Here is a 14,764-nt window from a genome sequence, read left to right as displayed (position 1 = left end):
TCAGTTGTCAAACAGCGAGGCTTCTACAAAACAGACAGTGCTCTAAGCCGATCTCTCGGCTACAAGGCCCAGCGTTCTAATGAAGCGCAGTAGAGCGGCCCCGCACACCGGCGGCGCCGTCTCGATGAGTGGTGTTTAGGCGAATCAGGTTTGGACTGTCAACACCGATTTTGATTTTTTTCGAGAGATGCACATTCCGGCTGCGTTCCGCCCGCCCGGTCCCCGGTCGAGCTGCCTCCGCGCCGCCGGCGCAGGGCCGCACACAGCCGCGCCAGCAGCGTTAGCCACCCTGGGGCGGCGGGCCCCGGAATCGGCCTCGCCACGCCCCCAAGGGCGCGCCAAGGCCTATTCCCTCCGAAACGGTCTTCAGGCGGCGTCGCCGGGATGGTCGACATAGACCAGGCCCTGGCGCGCCAGCTCCTCGCGCATCTTGTACATGTCGAGGCCGAGCACGCCCGAGGCGAGACGCCCGCGCTTCTCCTCCTCGTTGGCCTTGCGCGCCTTCGCCTTGGCGGCGACATCGGCGGCCTCCAGGCGCGGCACGACGAGCACGCCGTCATCATCGGCGACGATGACATCGCCGGGAGCGACCGCCGCGCCGGCGCAGACCACCGGGATGTTGACCGCGCCCAGCGTCGCCTTGACCGTGCCCTTGGCCGAGATCGCGCGCGACCAGGCCGGGAAGCCCATCTCGTGCAGCGACTTCACGTCGCGCACGCCGGCATCGATGACGATGCCGACGACGCCGCGGGCCATCAGCGAGGTCGCCAGCAGGTCGCCGAACATGCCGTCGGTGTTGTCGGTGGTCACAGCGACGACCAGCACGTCGCCGGGCTGGCACTGCTCGACCGCGACATGCAGCATCCAGTTGTCGCCGGGCTGCGCCAGCACGGTGACGGCGCTGCCGGCAATCGCGGCGCCGGCCCAGGCCGGGCGCATATAGGGCTTCAGCAGGCCGGTGCGGCCCATCGATTCATGGCTGGCCGAGACGCCGCACTCGGCGAGGTCGGCGATCACGCCCGCGTCAGCGCGCGGGATGTTGCGGACGACGATGGTCTTCACGCCAGTTCCTCCAGAACCATCGGGAAGAGGCGCTGATAGGCCTCGCCATAGGTCATCGAACGGCCCGAGTTGCGGCCGCCCTGCATGCCGCGGTTGAGCGCGACGCGGGTGTAGTATTCCCAGAGGTGCTTCTGGGCGGCGAGGATCTCGAAGGCGGCGCGCTTCTTCTCCCAGACGTCGTCGATGTTGAGGATGACGTTGGGCTTGTAGTCGCATTGCTCGGGCTGGTGCGGCTCGAACAGGAAGACCGGCGGCGCGGAATAGGCGCGCGTCGGGTCGGGCTTGTGGCCCATGGCCTGGGCGATGATGCGGGCCTCCTGGGCCAGCCGCGTCGCCTCGGGGTGGTCGATGTTGTAGGGGTCGGCCAGCGCGTGGGTGAGCACGAAGGCCGGCTTCAGCTCGTGGTTGATGTCGACCAGCCGGTCGAGGATCGCCTGCGTGCCGCGCAGCGGATAGTCGCCGGCGTCGAAGAACTCGATCTCGGCGCCGAGCAGCTCGGCGGCGCGCTGCGCCTCGTCGCGGCGCTGCTCCTTGACCTCTGCCATGCTGACGCCGGCCTTCTTCCAGGCGAACTGGCTCTCGCCGCGCTCGCCGTAGGAGAGGCAGGCGATCTTGACGCGATAGCCCTTGGCGGTGTGGAGCGCGATGGCGCCGCCGGCCCGCCAGACGAAATCGCCGGGATGGGCGGTGACCACGAGTCCGGTCTTTTGAGATGCAGTCATAGTGGGGACTTTCGATGTTGGAACTCGCGCATCGGCCCGAAAAGCGGATTGCGGTTTTCGGAAAAGCCGATGCAAAAACAAGAAGCTAGGTCATCGAGCCGGATACGGTATCCGGTTCGATGACCTAGCGCTCAGGCGGCGTCGGCCCTGGCGTAGGTCGTGCCGTCGAACAGGACGCGGGCGGTGCGCAGCAGCCCGGCGCGCTCGACGACCGGGTGTTCGGCCGTGCCGCCGACCTCGATGCGCACGCTGAACTCGCCGGTCGGATGCTCGACCGAGAGCGTCTTGATCCGGCCCTCCGGTATCCTGGCGACGGCGGCTGCGGGCGAGCCCGGCAGCACGCAGGCTGTGGCGACCGTCACCGCCGCGAAGACGCCGATCGAGGCGTGGCATTCATGCGGGATGAAGTTGCGCGTCGAGACATGGCCGCCCGGCTGCTGCGGCGGCGCGACCAGCGAGATCTTCGGCACGACCTTCTTGCTGACGTCGCCGAGATTCATCAATGGGCCGCAGGCGAGCCGGATTTCCTCGAGCCGCGCCTTCAGCCCCATGTCGGCGTCGAGCGCCTCGCGGCTCTCATAGCCGGTGCGGCCGACCGCGGAGGCCGCAAGCACGATCACCGGCATGCCGTTATCGATCAGCGTGACGTCGACGCCGGCGACATGGTCGACGACATTGCCGGTCGGCAGCAGCGAGCCGCAGACCGAGCCGGCGGCATCGAGGAAGTCGATCGTCACTGGCGCGGCCGTGCCGGGCACGCCGTCGATCCGGGCGCTGCCGGCATAGTTGACCTTGCCGCCGGGCGTCTCGATCAGGAGCTCCGCGATCGTGCCTGTGTTGATGGTGCGGACGCGGACGCGGGTCCGCTCGCCGGTCGGCTGGATCAGCCCGCGCTCGATCGCGAAGGGGCCCACGCCGGAGAGGATGTTGCCGCAATTCGGCGTGGTGTCGACGACCGGCTGGGCGATGCCGACCTGGCCGAACAGGAAGTCGATGTCGCAATCGGGCAGGGTCGAGCGCGAGACGATCGCGGTCTTGCTGGTCAGCGGATGGGCGCCGCCGACGCCATCGACCTGGCGCGCATCGGGCGAGCCGAAGATGCTGAGGAGCAGGCGGTCGCGCGCCGCTGGCTCGGAGGGCAGGTCCTCGGCCAGGAAATAGGCGCCCTTGGACGTGCCGCCGCGCATCAGCATGCACCTGACGGGAATCTGCATCGTGAACCTCCCTTGCGTTGCGGTCGCCGTGCGGCGCCGAACTGTTCTCAGTGGGCGAGAAACTCAGTGGGCCAGAATTTTCGACAGGAACTCCCGGGCGCGCTCGCTCGCCGGAGCGGCGAAGAACTGCTCCTTGGCGGCGTCCTCGACGATGCAGCCCTGGTCCATGAAGATGACGCGGTCGGCGACGCGCCGGGCGAAGCCCATCTCATGCGTCACCACCGCCATGGTCATGCCGTCGCCGGCGAGCTCGATCATCACGTCGAGCACTTCGCTGATCATCTCGGGATCGAGCGCCGAGGTCGGCTCGTCGAACAGCATCACCTGCGGGTCGAGCGCCAGGGCGCGCGCGATGGCGACGCGCTGCTGCTGGCCGCCGGACAGGTTCGCCGGCTTTGCATCGGCTTTGGCTTCCAATCCGACACGCTTGAGCAGGCTGCGCGAGCGCGCTTCCGCCTCGGCGCGCGAGCGCTTCAGGGCGCGGACTTGCGCCAGCATGATGTTCTCCAGCGCCGTCATGTGCGGGTAGAGCTCGAAATGCTGGAAGACCATGCCGATGCGCATGCGCAGCTTCGGCAGGTTGGTGCGGGGCGAGCCGACCTCGACGCCTTCGACCGTGATGCTGCCGGACTGGAACGGCTCCAGCCCGTTGATGCACTTGATCAGCGTGCTCTTGCCGGAGCCCGACGGGCCGCAGACGACCACGACCTCGCCCTTGGCGATCTTCGTGCTGCAATTGCGCAGCACCGGCGTCGCGCCATAGGCCTTGGAGACGCCGTCGATGACGATGGTGGGAGTGTCCATTGCGTTGACCTTGAGAGCGGCTGCCATCAGCTCACCGCCAGCCGCGCGTAGAGCCAGCGGCCGATCCCGGAGAGGATCAGGCAGATCACCAGATAGGTGAGGGCGACGAAGGCGAGGATCGCCACCGGCTGGAACTCGCGGGCGTTGACGAGCATGGCGTTGCCGGTGAACTCCGACACGCCGATGACCGAGGCCACCGAGGTGAACTTGAAGAGCCGGACGTACTGGTTGAACAGCGTCGGGATGATGCGGCGCACGGCGAGCGGCACCACGACGAAGCGCAGCGCCTGGCCGCGCGTCAGCCCGGTCGCGAGCGCCGCCTGGGTCAGCGTCGGCTTCACCGTCAGCAGGCCGCTGCGGATGTCCTCGGCCAGATAGGCGCCGATGAACAGGATGAAGGCGACGACCGTCGCCTTGTAGGCGGTGGTCTGGTAGCCGAACAAGGCCGGCAGGCCGAAGAAGGCGATGAACAGCACGACGAGCAGCGGCGTGCCGCGGATGAACTCGATATAGACGCGCGACACCACTGAGAGCACCGGCACGCGGCTGTAGAGGATCACGGCCACGAGCAGGCCGAGCAGCGTGCCGCCGACCGCGACCATCGCCGAGATCTGCAGGCTGGTCGCCAGCCCCTGCAGCATGAAGGGCAGGTTCTTGAGGATGACCTCAGGCATCTGCGACCCTCCGGGTCAGGCCGTCGCCGCGCGTGCCCGACAGGATGGTCAGCGTCTGGCTGACCAATGTCACCAGCGCGAGGTAGAGCAGGCAGACGGTGATGTAGATCTCGAAGGTGCGGAAGGTCTGCCCCTCGATCGCGCTCGCCTGGTAGGTGATGTCGGCGACCGCGATGACAGAGGCCAGCGAGGAATCCTTGATCAGCTGCGAGAACACGCTGGCGAGCGAGGGGATGATGGCGCGGATCGCCTGCGGGTAGACCACGAAGAGCATGGCCTGCGCATTGGTCAGGCCGCTCGCCAGGGCCGCCTGGCGCTGGCCGCGCGGCACGCTGCCGATGCCGGAGCGGACGATCTCGGCGACATAGGCGCCCGAATAGAGCGAGAGCCCGAGGACGCCGCACCAGAACGCCGGAATCTTCAGGAAAGCCAGGCCGTTATACCAGAAGTACATGTGGATCAGCAGCGGGATGTTCCGCATCGACTCGACATAGGCGATCGAGAGCAGGCGCGGCGTCCGGCCCTGCGCCGTCGCCGCCGTGCCCACCACGACGCCGATCAGGATGGCGAGCACGAGCGCCGCCGCCGAGAGCAGGATCGTGGTGACGAAGCCGTCGAGGATAAGAGCGCGGTTGTCCCAGATCGGGCCGAACTGCAGGGTGTAGTTCACCGGTCAGACCTTCTGTGCCGGCGGGCCTTTCGGCCCGCCGAATCCCGCTTTTTCACGGCCAGGTTTCGATGGGGTAGGTCGGGTCCGCGTTGAACCACTTGCGGTAGAGCGCGCTGTATTCGCCGGAGGTCCACAGGTCCTGGAGGGCGAAGTTCACGGCGTCGCGCAGCTCGGAATCGCCCTGGCGGATGCCGATGCCGAAGGGCTCGACGCTGAAGAGCTCGCCGACGATCTTGAATTTTGGATTGTCCTTCAGGAAGCCCTGCAGGATGTTGAGGCTGCCGGTCAGCGCGTCGACGCGGCCCTGGGCCAGCGCCAGCCAGGCGCTGTTATAGTCCTTGAAGGCCGTGACCTTGGCCTTGGGCGCGGCCGCCGCGATGTTCTTCTCCAGCGTCGTGCCCTGCTGGACCGCGACTTCCTTGCCGTCGAGGTCCTTCAGGCCCGCGATCTTGCTGTCGCTCGCCACCATCAGCGACTGGCCGCCGGTGTAGTAGGTGATGCTGAAGTCGATCGCCTTGTCGCGCTCGCGGGTATGGGTCATCGAGGCCGCGACGATGTCGACATTGCCGCTGACCAGCAGCGGCACGCGGGTCGGCGAAGTGACCTTCACGAACTCGACCTTGACGCCGAGCTTCTCGCCGATCTTGCGGACGATATCGAGGTCGAACCCGGCAGGTTCGTTCTTGTCGTCGAGGAAGCCGAAGGGCGGCGTGTCGTATTTGACGCCGGCCCGGATGGTGCCGCGCTCCTTGATCTTGCTCATGCTGTCGGTCTGGGCCTGCGCCGCACCGAGCGGCGCGAGCGCCGCCAGCGCGGCGATGGCCGCGGTAAGCTGGAAGTGTCTGCGGTTGATCATCGCCTTTGGTTCCCCTGTTTTTGGTCGATCACTTTGATGTCAGGCAGCGAGGCCGGCGCGCGCGATGCGCTCGAGGGCTTCCTCGAGATCGGCGTCGGGGCAGGTCAGCGACAGGCGCAGATGGCCCTTGCCGGGCGCGCCGAAGAAGGAGCCGGGCAGGGACGAGACGTCGATCTCGTCGAGCCAGCGCTTGGCCACCGCGACGTCGTCGCCGGCGATGGCCGGGAAGAGGTAGAAGGTCGCGGACGGCATGCTCGTGGTGATGCCGTCGATCTTCGACAGGCCGGCCACGGCGGTCTCCAGCCGGCGGCGGAAGGTCTCGCGGTATTGCGGCACGACCTCGTCATAGAGCGAGAGCGCCTGGATGCCGGCGAGCTGGATGAAGTCCGGCACGCAATAGACCGAGTGCTGCATGAACTTGAGCACGGCCTTGGAGAGGCCGGCCGGCATCATCAGCGCGCCGAGCCGCCAGCCGGTCATGCCGAACGTCTTGGAGAAGCTGTCGACGACGAAGGTGCGCTCGCGCCCGCCCGGCAGAGCCTGCGGGCTCGGGAAGCGGCCGCTATGCAGCAGGTCGCAATAGACCTGGTCGAAGACGATCCAGATGTCGTGGCGCACGGCGAATTCGACGAGGCCGGAGATCTCCTCAGTGCTCAGCACGCGCCCGGTCGGGTTCACCGGCGAGTTGATGATCACAGCCTTGGTGCGCGGCGTGACGGCGCGCTCCAGCATCTCCAGGTCGAGCCTGTCGAGCAGCGCCAGCGGCACGGGCGTTCCGCCGCAGAGCCGCACGCAGGGGCCGTAGCTGACCCAGCCCGGCTCGGGCACCAGCACCTCGTCGCCGGCTTCGACCAGCGCCATCAGCGCGGTCAGCAGCGCGAACTTGCCGCCGGGCGTGACGATGATGTCGTTGGGATCATAGGCGGTGCCGGAGCGGGCTTGCTCGCGCAGCGCGATCGCCTCGCGTAGCGCCGGCAGGCCGGCGGCCGGGCCGTAATGGGTCGCGCCGCCGCGCATGGCGCGCTCGGCCGCGTCGATGATGCGCGGGTCGGTGTCGATGCTCGGATCGCCGCTCGACAGCGCCAGGATGCGCCGGCCGGAAGCCCGCGCCGCGCGCACGCGCTCGGTCATCTCGACCGTGGCCGAGGGCTTCAGGGAGGTGACGCGATCGACGAGAGATAGAGGCATGGAAACAGGCTCCTCGCGCGAGCAGGCCGCTCAGGCGGATTGGTGGGCGGATTGGGTGGCGTCGGGGGCGAAGCTGAGCTGCGACCGGTCGCAGGGCGGGGCGCGGAAGCCGGCGGCGGCGAAGGCGACCATCTCGGCGAGCGCAGCTTCGAGGTCGGCCGGGTCGCACTGGCCGCCGGAGAGCGCCTGTATGCGGCCCGGGTTCGACAGCGTGTAGTAGTGGGCGCCGAGCAGGAAGTGGAACCGCCAGTAGACGTCGTTGGCCGAGAGATGCGGCGTCGCAGCCGCAATCGCCGCGATGAAGCGCTGGCTCGTCGCGTTGAAGTGCTTGGCGATCAGGTTCTTCGAGAGGTCGGCCTGCTCATGGGCGACGACCGAGCGCAGCCGCATGAAGCGGCGCGCGCCCTCGTCGTCGGATGGCTGGGCGAAGGACGGGCGCAGATAGGCTTCGAGCACCTGCTCCAGCACCGGCCCGCGGCCGGGCCGCTCGGCGCAATCGTCCAGCAGCTTCAGGCGAGCCACGTTGATGGCGCCCGAACGCCGCGCGAAGATCTCCTCCAGCAGGATCTGCTTCGAGCCGAAATGATAATGCACCGCGGCGATGTTGGCGTCGCAGGCGCGGGTGATCGAACGCACCGAGACGGCGCGATAGCCCTGCTCGGCGAACATCTCCTCGGCCACATCCAGAATGCGATCTGCCGTGGCAGCCGGCTGGCTTTCGCTCATGCCAATCCCGTTCAAACGACCAATTCAATCACTCTATTGAAATAGGTGTTTGCGGGAGTCAAGCCGATTCAGGCAAGCAAGAGACGGTCCAACTCTGGGAGAGGCGAGGCAGAGGTGGCGCAGCGCCGCGCATTCCGGCAGTTGGCTAAGTCGCCGCCGTCCGGCCCGCATCCGCCGCGATCTTCATCCTGGCGACATCCGGCTGCCGCAGTTTTGGGGCGATGCCTTCCGGCTCGCGGCGCGCCTTCGGTGTCTGCGCTCCACCGGTTTCCAGAGGCAGCCCAGGGTGGACCAATCCGAAGGGCTGGATCAAACTGTGATTCCGTCTTGTGTCCCGGTTTTTCCGTCCGCGTAAGGCAGCAGATTTTCGGGCGAAGATGACGATTTCCAAGCAAGATACTGCCGATGGATTGAAGCTCTGCGCCATCATACCCAGCCGAAATCACTATCGGGCCTTGGGCGGTATCGTCGATGTCTTGGCCACGCAGGGCATTCCGGTCTTCGTCGTCGATGACGGCAGCGATGAGCCCGCCGCGCGCGCCATCGCGTTGCTGCATGATCCAGCCAAGGGCGTCGAACTCATCCGCTTGCCGCGGAATCAAGGGAAGGGCGGGGCCGTCGGCGTCGCCATGAAGGCCGCTGCCGCGGCCGGCTATAGCCATGCCGTGCAGGTCGATGCGGACGGGCAGCATGATCTGCAGAGCCTGGACGCCCTGGTCGCGGCGGCGCGGGCGCAGCCGGAGGCGCTGATCTCGGGCCTTCCCGTCTACGACCGCTCAATCCCGCGCGGCCGGGCCATCGGCCGCTGGCTGACGCATGTCTGGGTCTGGATCGAAACGCTGTCGCTGCAGATCAAGGACAGCATGTGCGGGTTCCGGGTCTATCCGCTGGCCGCCGCTCTGCGCGTCTTGAACGAAGAGCATGTCGGGCGCCGGATGGATTTCGACACGGAAATCATGGTGCGGATGTTCTGGCGCGGTGCTCCCGTGGTCCACGTCCCGGTGCGCGTGACCTATCCGGACGGCAACATCTCCAATTTCCGGCTGTTCAAGGACAACTGGCTGATCACCTGCATGCATACGCGGCTGTTCTTCGGCATGCTCTGGCGGCTGCCTGCGCTGCTGAGGCGGCGTCGGCCCTCCGCTGCCCCAGTGAGCCATTGGGCGGGGATGGCGGAGCGCGGCACCTATTGGGGCATGCAGTCTTTGCTTGCCGTCTATCGCCTCTGCGGCCGGCGGGCCTGCCTTCTCGCCATGAAGCCCGTCGTATTCTACTTCTTCCTCGTCGGCGCCGAGCAGCGCAGGGCGTCGCTGGATTTCCTCGCGCGCATCCGCGCGCTCAAGGGCGAGCCTGCGCCGAACTGGCGCGACGGCTTCCGGCATCAGTTCGACTTCGCCACCAAGGCGCTCGATACGTTCATCGGCTGGGCGCGGCCCAAGCAGATCGGGCCGGTCGAGATCGTCGGCGGCGACGCGGCCTTGGCCCATATCACTGAGGGACGCGGTGCGCTGCTGATCGTCTCGCATCTCGGCAATGCCGAGATCGCCCGCGCCGCGCTGGCCGCCCATGTCGGCCGGCCCGTGCACGTGCTGATGCACACGGTGCAGGCGCGGCGCTACAACGCGATCCTGCGCTCGATCCTGCCCGGCGTCGGCTCCAACGTCATCGAGGTGACGGAGATCGGCGTCGATACGGCGATCGCCCTGTCGGAGCGGATCGACCGCGGCGAGTGGCTGGTGATCGCCGGCGACCGCATTCCGGTCATGAGCCAAAGCCGGGTGAGCGAGGCCATGTTCCTGGGCGAGGCCGCGCCTTTCTCGCAAGGGCCCTACATCCTGGCCGCCTTGCTGAACTGCCCGGTTCTCACCCTGTTTTGCCTGCGCGAGGGCAAAGGGCACCGCGCCTATTTCGAGGGCTTTGCCGATGCGGTGGTCCTGCCGCGCAAGGCCAGGGCCGAGGCGCTGGCGGCCTATGCCGCGCTCTATGCGCAGCGGCTCGAGCACCACTGCCTGCAGCAGCCGCTGCAATGGTACAATTTCTACGATTTCTGGGCTGCGCCGGCGTCACGCGAGCGGTGACGTCGGCAACAGAAGGCCAGCCACCAATGACGTGCGGCCGGTGCTGAGGGCGGAACGCGTCGCTCTCAGCGCCCGAACTTGACGACGGTGCCGGTCAGGCGCACGGCCGTCTTAACATTGCCGATGCCGCACAGATATTGCGCGGTGCTCTTCAGCGGCGCGTCGCCATGCACGCTGACGATGTTGATCACCGCGTCGCCGCCTTCATTGGCGGCTCGCTTGATCAACTGCCCCAGGGCCTCGGCGAAAGCGTAGTGGCAGCCGGAGCTCGTCTCGGGGTCGGTGCGGCCGGCGCTGCCCCTGCGCTGGCTGCTCCATTCGCCGATCGTCTGGCTGACGCGCGGATGCCTCTGGTTGCCGAAATAGACCTTCACGTCGCTCCGCAGGGCTGTGGCTTCCGGGGTTCTCATCGCGTCGTCGAGCGATTGCAGGGAGCGGTCATTGCGCGCCATCGCGGAAAACGAAACAAGGCAAATTGCGCCGACTAAAAGAATACGGCCTGAATTCCTCATGACATCCCTCTCAAGCTAGTCGAAATATCAAAGACGTGTTGATTCCGCCGAAGGCAAAATTGTTGCTCATCAGAAGCTCTGTTTCAACGCGCCGCGCCTGTTTCATCACATAATCCAGGGGCGCGCAGCGCGGGTCCACGGAGGTGAGGTTAGCTGTCGGCACAAAGCTTTTCTCGCGCATCATCTCGATGCCGAGCCAGGCCTCCAGCGCGCCGCAGGCGCCCAGGGTATGGCCGAAATAGCTCTTGAGCGAATGGATCGGCATGCCATCGCCGAAGACCGCGTGGGTCGCCTGGCTCTCGGCGATGTCGCCCGATTCCGTCGCCGTGCCATGGCCGCTGACGAAGCCGATCTCGGATGCGGGCAGCCCGGCATCGTCCAGGGCGAGGCGCAGGGCGACCTCCATCGTGGAGGCCTGCGGATGGGTGGCGTGGTGGCCGTCGCAATTCGTGCCGAAGCCGACGATCTCGGCGTGAATCTGCGCGCCGCGCGCCAGGGCGTGCTCGCGTTCCTCGACGATCAGCGTCGAGGCGCCTTCGCCGATCACCAGCCCGTCGCGGGTGATGTCGTAGGGGCGGGGCGTCAGGCCGGGATTGTCGTTATTGGTCGAGGTCGCGAACAGCGTGTCGAAGACGGCGACGTCGGAGATGTCGAGCTCGTCGCCCCCGCCCGCGATCATCACGTCGGCCTTGCCGCTCTGGATCGCCTCATAGGCGTAGCCAATGGCCATGCTGCCTGACGTGCAGGCGGTCGAGGTCGGAATGATGCGGCCGGTCATGCCGAAGAACAGCGCGATGTTCACCGCAGCGGTATGGCCCATCACCTGGATGTAGCTGGTGGCGTTGAGCGTCTTGGAGGCGCCGTCCTTCATCAGTTCGGCAAAGCTGAGAATGGGCGCGATCGAGCCGAAGGACGAGCCGTAGGCGACGCCACAGCGCCCGGTCTTGAGCGCGGGATCGCCAAGCAGGGCGGCCTGACCCAGCGCCTGCTCGGTCGCGTAGACCGCCATGCGCGACACCCGCCCCATGGTGCGCAGCTGCTTGCGGCTATAGCGCTGATCGACGGAAAAATCGGGGACGGGCGCGGCGAGCCTGGAATTGACGCCGGTATACTGATCCCAATCCATGCGGCGGATGGCCGTGCGGCCGGCATGGAGGTTGGCGCGGATATCGGCCCACTCATTGCCGAGCGCAGTGACGCCGCCCATGCCGGTGATGACGGCGCGGCGCGTCAAAACATGCCTCCGTTCACCGAGATCACCTGCCGCGTGATGTAGGCGGCCTGCTCCGAGCACAGGAACGAGACCAGCGACGCGACCTCGTCCGGCTGCCCGACACGCCGCATCGGCACGGTCTTCAAGGCCTCGTCGAGAATGGACGGATCGAGCATCTGCGTGTCGATCAGCCCCGGCGCGACGCAGTTCACGGTGATGTTCCGCTTGGCGAGCTCGATGGCCAGCGCTTTGGTGGCACCGATGATGCCGGCCTTCGCCGCGCTGTAATTGACCTGGCCGCGATTGCCCATGATGCCGGAGACCGACGAGATCGTGACGATGCGCCCGCCTTTGCGCTCGCTCACCATCGGCATCACGATCGGCTTCAGGACATTGTAGAAGCCGCCGAGATTGGTATCGAGCACGCTGTCCCAGTCTTCGTTGCTCAAGGCGGGAAAGGCGTTGTCGCGTGCGACGCCGGCGTTGAGCACGGCGCCGTAATAGGGGCCGTGCTCGGCCATATCCGCTTCCAGCGCCGCTTGCGCCGCCTCGCGTTGCGACGTGTCGAACGACATCAGGCGGCCGCGCCCGCCGGCAGCGACGATCTCGGCGAGCGTGCTTTCCGCGCCGGCGCGGTCCTTGGCGTAATGTACAAGCACAGTGAAATTATCGCGCCCCAAGCGAAGCGCGATGGCCCGGCCTATGCCTTTGCTTGCGCCTGTAACAAGCAGGGTGCGCATCATGTCCCGCGTTCCGAGGTTTGATCTTGAATCAAGTTGGAAAGATCATCCGGCTGGTAAACGGTCAATTGCGCTTTTGCCAGTTCGGATTTTCCGGCAGGGCGATACACTGCGCAGTCGAACTGGCCCATGCCCGCGTCGCGGTAGACCGGCCTGGCGCTGATCTCGAGCGTCTCGCCCTCGCCGAACCAGTCGAGGGCTGCCGAGAAATTGCGCGTGCCCAGCAGGAAGCCGATCTTGACCGGCTGCTGCGCCCGCAGCGCCTCGACGCCGATGAAGGCAGCGCAGCTTTGCGCCATCCATTCCATGGCGATATGCGCGGCGATGCCCTTGCCGCCGACGAAGAACGGGCAGGAGGGGCGTATCGTCAGCTCCGTCCGGATCTCGTGCTCGCTCCACTCCCGGATGCCGTCGATCAGGATCATCGGCGCTCGGTGCGGCAGGACGGCGTCGAGCGGGTAAAGCGATTGGCTCATCTCATCGCCTTCCCAGGATGATCGCGACGTTGCTGCCGCCGAAGGCGAAGGAATTGCTCAGCATCGCGACGCGGCCTTGCCCAGGAAAACATTCGCCTGCACCGGTCAGGTGCAATGGCGCGATCTCCTCGTCGCGAACCCCATCCCAGAGCTGGGGCGGCAATAAGCGGGATGGATTATACTCCTGTGACAGCGTCAGCCACAGGAAGGCGGCCTCGCACGCGCCTGCCGCGCCAAGCGTGTGGCCCGTCATGGCCTTGGTAGAACTGCACGGCGTCTGCGCCCCGAAGATCGCGTGGACTGCCCGGCCTTCCATGGCGTCGTTCAGCGGCGTCGCGGTGCCGTGCAGGTTGACATAGGCGATGTCGCCGGCCTCGCAGCCGGCATCGTCGAGCGCCGCGCGCATGGCGTTTTCTGCTCCCGCTCCCTGCGGGTCGGGTGCGCTGATGTGGTGGGCGTCGGAGGTCTCGCCGATGCCCATGAAGACGATCTCGCCGGGCTCCTTTTCGAGCAGGAACACGGCCGCTGCCTCGCCGATCGTGATCCCGTCGCGGTTCCGGCTGAACGGATTGGCCGGTCTGGCGGAAACCGAGGCGAGCGCGGTGAAGCCGCTCGGCGTCATCCGGCACAGCGAATCCGCGCCGCCGACGATGGCCGCGTCGACGAGCCCCAGGCGGATCAGCCGCCGCGCCGTGGCGAAGACTTTCGCGCTCGACGAGCAGGCGGTGGCGATCGTGTAGGCCGGGCCGGTGAGGCCGAGGAATGCCTTGACGAATTCGCTGAGGCCGCCGGTTTCCTGCTGCGCATAGTCGAAATGCGGGGGCCATCGCCCCGCCTTCACGCGCTCCGCGAAAGCCGCCTCGCCTTCGGCGATGCCCGAGGTACTGGTGCCGAGGATGACGGCGATGCGATTTGCTCCGTAGCGCCCAATCGCGCGATCGAGATCGGGGCGGATCTGCTCCAGCGCCACAGCCATCATCCTGTTGTTGCGGCAGTCCCACTTCGCCAGCCCGGCTGGCAGGGCAGGGGTGTCCCCCATGACCTCCCCGACCAGAGCCTGTCGCCCAGGGATGAGATCGCCGCGCGTCCGAAAGCCGGCCTGGGAGCCCTTGAACAGGTTCTCGGCGGTCTCGGCCTTGCCAGTCCCGATGGGTGTCACCAGCCCCATGGCGGACAGGCTGAGATGCTCCGTCACCGCAGGACTTCCGCGGACTGGACATCGACGTCATAGCCCCAGGCGAGGTTGGCGTAATGCAGCGAGCCGTTCAGCGTCTTCGGCGATTTCAGCTCGTACTCGGCGCGCAGGACCTCCTTGTCGCGGCAGCGCAGCAGGCGCGAGGCCCTGCCCAGCTCCAGCGCGCAGCCGGAATCCTTGAGGGCGGCTTGCAACGCGGCAGGCTGGCCGTAGAGGATCATCATGTCGGCGAAGATCGCGTCGGCGCGGATGCCCGGCGGCAGCCAGGATGCGAGCTGGGACTCGAGCTTGCCCTCGCGCCAGGCCAGGGTCACGGCGCGGCGCCCGAGCGAATCGAGCAGGATCGCGCGGACCTCGCTCTTGCTCATGACGAGCTGCGCTTCGAGATTGATGGACTGCTCGCCGAAGCGCATGGTCAGCACCTGCGTGACCTGGCCCTTGAACGCGAATTCGGCGGGGGAGATGGCGCGGATCGGCAATTGCGGGCCGATCAGCATCGTGGCCTCGCCCGTTCCTGCTGAATTTGTATCGGATGCGCAGCCGGCCAAAGCAAAGAACAAGCCGCCTATCAGCCAATCGCGCCACGGTCGCATCAAGGGCCCTTTTCTTGTTACGGGCGCTTATAGCACAAGGA

At 66.8% G+C, this 14,764-nt stretch carries 16 protein-coding genes; 1 reads left to right on the top strand and 15 read right to left on the bottom strand.

Annotation, left to right across the window (positions count from 1 at the left end; all coding sequences use genetic code 11):
- Positions 1 to 366 precede the first annotated feature (366 nt).
- From DWF00_RS18810 to DWF00_RS18770, 9 genes are all read right to left on the bottom strand, one after another.
- Complete coding sequence (locus tag DWF00_RS18810; protein WP_114829290.1) at positions 367 to 1,062, bottom strand: 4-carboxy-4-hydroxy-2-oxoadipate aldolase/oxaloacetate decarboxylase; 696 nt, start codon at positions 1,060 to 1,062, stop codon at positions 367 to 369.
- Positions 1,059 to 1,784, bottom strand: coding sequence for a PIG-L deacetylase family protein (locus tag DWF00_RS18805; protein ID WP_114829289.1), 726 nt, complete (start codon positions 1,782 to 1,784; stop codon positions 1,059 to 1,061). Before DWF00_RS18805 ends, DWF00_RS18810 begins: the two co-directional genes overlap by 4 nt.
- Before the next feature lie 131 nt (positions 1,785 to 1,915).
- Entirely contained in the window at positions 1,916 to 2,998 is a 1,083-nt protein-coding gene (locus DWF00_RS18800) for a 4-oxalomesaconate tautomerase (RefSeq protein ID WP_114829288.1), read from the bottom strand.
- 63 nt (positions 2,999 to 3,061) lie between these two features.
- Complete coding sequence (locus DWF00_RS18795; RefSeq protein ID WP_114829287.1) at positions 3,062 to 3,829, bottom strand: amino acid ABC transporter ATP-binding protein; 768 nt, start codon at positions 3,827 to 3,829, stop codon at positions 3,062 to 3,064.
- Entirely contained in the window at positions 3,829 to 4,476 is a 648-nt protein-coding gene (locus DWF00_RS18790; protein WP_114829286.1) for an amino acid ABC transporter permease, read from the bottom strand. Before DWF00_RS18790 ends, DWF00_RS18795 begins: the two co-directional genes overlap by 1 nt.
- Positions 4,469 to 5,146, bottom strand: a complete 678-nt coding sequence (locus DWF00_RS18785; RefSeq protein ID WP_114829285.1) for an amino acid ABC transporter permease — start codon at positions 5,144 to 5,146, stop codon at positions 4,469 to 4,471. Before DWF00_RS18785 ends, DWF00_RS18790 begins: the two co-directional genes overlap by 8 nt.
- Before the next feature lie 52 nt (positions 5,147 to 5,198).
- Positions 5,199 to 6,002 (bottom strand): transporter substrate-binding domain-containing protein, encoded by an 804-nt coding sequence (locus DWF00_RS18780; protein WP_114829284.1) that lies wholly within the window; start codon positions 6,000 to 6,002, stop codon positions 5,199 to 5,201.
- 39 nt (positions 6,003 to 6,041) lie between these two features.
- Positions 6,042 to 7,190: a pyridoxal phosphate-dependent aminotransferase gene (locus tag DWF00_RS18775; protein ID WP_114829283.1), complete on the bottom strand. Its 1,149-nt coding sequence runs from the start codon at positions 7,188 to 7,190 to the stop codon at positions 6,042 to 6,044.
- A 30-nt stretch (positions 7,191 to 7,220) separates the two neighbouring features.
- Positions 7,221 to 7,916, bottom strand: coding sequence for a TetR/AcrR family transcriptional regulator (locus DWF00_RS18770; protein ID WP_114829282.1), 696 nt, complete (start codon positions 7,914 to 7,916; stop codon positions 7,221 to 7,223).
- 377 nt (positions 7,917 to 8,293) lie between these two features.
- Between DWF00_RS18770 and DWF00_RS18765 the strand changes: the two genes are divergently transcribed.
- Positions 8,294 to 9,994, top strand: coding sequence for a glycosyltransferase family 2 protein (locus tag DWF00_RS18765; RefSeq protein WP_114829281.1), 1,701 nt, complete (start codon positions 8,294 to 8,296; stop codon positions 9,992 to 9,994).
- Between the two features lie 65 nt (positions 9,995 to 10,059).
- On the opposite strand, the gene DWF00_RS18760 is transcribed toward DWF00_RS18765, so the two are convergent.
- The 6 genes from DWF00_RS18760 to DWF00_RS18735 are packed head-to-tail and all read right to left on the bottom strand — an operon-like array spanning position 10,060 to position 14,627.
- Complete coding sequence (locus DWF00_RS18760) at positions 10,060 to 10,506, bottom strand: hypothetical protein (RefSeq protein WP_147283693.1); 447 nt, start codon at positions 10,504 to 10,506, stop codon at positions 10,060 to 10,062.
- Between the two features lie 10 nt (positions 10,507 to 10,516).
- Positions 10,517 to 11,740, bottom strand: a complete 1,224-nt coding sequence (locus DWF00_RS18755; protein WP_114829279.1) for a beta-ketoacyl-ACP synthase — start codon at positions 11,738 to 11,740, stop codon at positions 10,517 to 10,519.
- Positions 11,737 to 12,459 (bottom strand): 3-ketoacyl-ACP reductase FabG2, encoded by a 723-nt coding sequence (locus tag DWF00_RS18750; protein ID WP_342769117.1) that lies wholly within the window; start codon positions 12,457 to 12,459, stop codon positions 11,737 to 11,739. The genes DWF00_RS18755 and DWF00_RS18750 overlap by 4 nt, the downstream gene beginning before the upstream one ends.
- Entirely contained in the window at positions 12,459 to 12,935 is a 477-nt protein-coding gene (locus DWF00_RS18745) for a hotdog family protein (protein ID WP_114829277.1), read from the bottom strand. The genes DWF00_RS18750 and DWF00_RS18745 overlap by 1 nt, the downstream gene beginning before the upstream one ends.
- 1 nt (position 12,936) lies before the next feature.
- Positions 12,937 to 14,130, bottom strand: a complete 1,194-nt coding sequence (locus DWF00_RS18740) for a beta-ketoacyl-[acyl-carrier-protein] synthase family protein (protein WP_114829276.1) — start codon at positions 14,128 to 14,130, stop codon at positions 12,937 to 12,939.
- Complete coding sequence (locus DWF00_RS18735) at positions 14,127 to 14,627, bottom strand: DUF3261 domain-containing protein (protein WP_181832632.1); 501 nt, start codon at positions 14,625 to 14,627, stop codon at positions 14,127 to 14,129. Before DWF00_RS18735 ends, DWF00_RS18740 begins: the two co-directional genes overlap by 4 nt.
- Positions 14,628 to 14,764: the final 137 nt, after the last annotated feature.

The sequence above is a fragment of the Allobosea caraganae genome, from assembly GCF_003351345.1.
GTDB lineage: Bacteria > Pseudomonadota > Alphaproteobacteria > Rhizobiales > Beijerinckiaceae > Allobosea > Allobosea caraganae.
The sequence above is the reverse complement of the archived record's forward strand: the minus strand, read 5'-3'. Positions and strand labels throughout refer to the sequence as shown.